Here is a 1,419-nt window from a genome sequence, read left to right as displayed (position 1 = left end):
CATACGCGCCAACTTAAGGCTTAAACTGTTGAAATATATTATAATTATCGCTTGAAAAATAAAAAAGGTGGTTGTATTTATTAATGCGCTAACACAAAACACAACCACCGTGGCGTATCATGATTCATTTTCAACAGTTATTACAAGTACTTCCTTCAAATATTGAACAAATGGCGATAAATTGTAATGCTTTTCAACGGGCTAGAAAAATTAAATCGCCTTTAGAACTGTTTAAATTACTTATGCTGTATTGTGGCCTCGATTTGTCTTTAAGAGCATGCGCTGGAAAATTCACTGAAACTTATTCCGCAATCAGCGACGAAGCCGTAAAAAAGAGATTAATATCTTGTGCTGACTGGATTAAATCACTTTTAAAAGAAACTCTTACCACAGATCATAACCATACAGAAGGCGATTTAAAATTTATAGCTGTAGATGGCTCTACCGTTCAGGAACCAGGTGCGACACAAACGAGCTATAGACTACATCTCGGCATAGATTTGATGGATTTAACGCTCACTGATGCTGTTGTTACAACAGACAAAGTTGGCGAAAAACTTCAGCATTATCAGCTTCGTGAGGGTTATGTCTTTGTGGCTGACCGTGGCTATAGTCGAGTTCAAACCATTATGCCGACAGTCGATCAAGGCGCTGATGTCATTGTCAGATATACACCGAACACCATGCCTCTCTATACATTTAATTCGAATAATCAAAAGCTTAAGATTGATTGGCATCAGCAACTTATATCACGGTCTGAGAAAAATCAGGTGATTGAGTGTTATATGATTTTAGGCGATAAGAGGATCAAGGGTTATGTCCATGCGATAGCTAAAAACACAAAAGTTGCAGAGAATGAACGTCGAGAAATGATGACCTTTGCTAAGAAAAATGGGCGAAAAGTCAGAGCTCAAACACTTTACTTAACGAACTGGATGCTGGTATTTACAACGATTCCGCCGCAGGTTCTTAGTACGCTTCAAGTTCAAAATATTTATAAAGCCAGGTGGCAAATCGAACTATATATAAAACGATTAAAAAGCTTGCTTAACATAGATTTACTAAGGGCTAAAAAAGACGGTAAATTAGCTGAGGTTTATTTACTCGGAAAGCTACTTTACGCAGTTTTAGTAGAGAAAATCTATAAACAACATTATTTTAATCATGGTGTTAGTTTACTCGATAAAAACCGAAACTTAAGTCCTTGGCGGCTAATTCAAGACTTGAATGATCAGATTAAATACAGTTTGTTAGCAGAATATCCAAGCTTTGAAGCCAATCTAGCAAGCAGTATTAAAAGTATGTCGGAGCGGCCTAGGAAGAGGAAATTACAACGATTTACAGATGATATTTCAATGTTATTTAGGAGGCACCAGAGTGTATGAAATATCATCAACATGGCTTAAGTTGGCGCGTATG

Annotated in this window: 1 protein-coding gene; it reads left to right on the top strand. The window is 37.0% G+C overall.

The features are described from left to right. Positions 1-119: 119 nt before the first annotated feature. Positions 120-1,385, top strand: a complete 1,266-nt coding sequence (locus AC07E5_RS09795; protein ID WP_498625348.1) for a transposase — start codon at positions 120-122, stop codon at positions 1,383-1,385. Positions 1,386-1,419 lie beyond the last annotated feature (34 nt).

It is taken from the genome of Acinetobacter seohaensis (genome assembly GCF_056431365.1).
Note: the sequence above shows the minus strand (reverse complement) of the source record. Positions and strands in the feature narration are given on the sequence as shown.

What these genes read in the sequence shown, in the direction of transcription:
- AC07E5_RS09795 (WP_498625348.1), top strand. Translation starts at nt 120, where the DNA reads ATGATTCATTTTCAACAGTTATTACAAGTACTTCCTTCAAATATTGAA.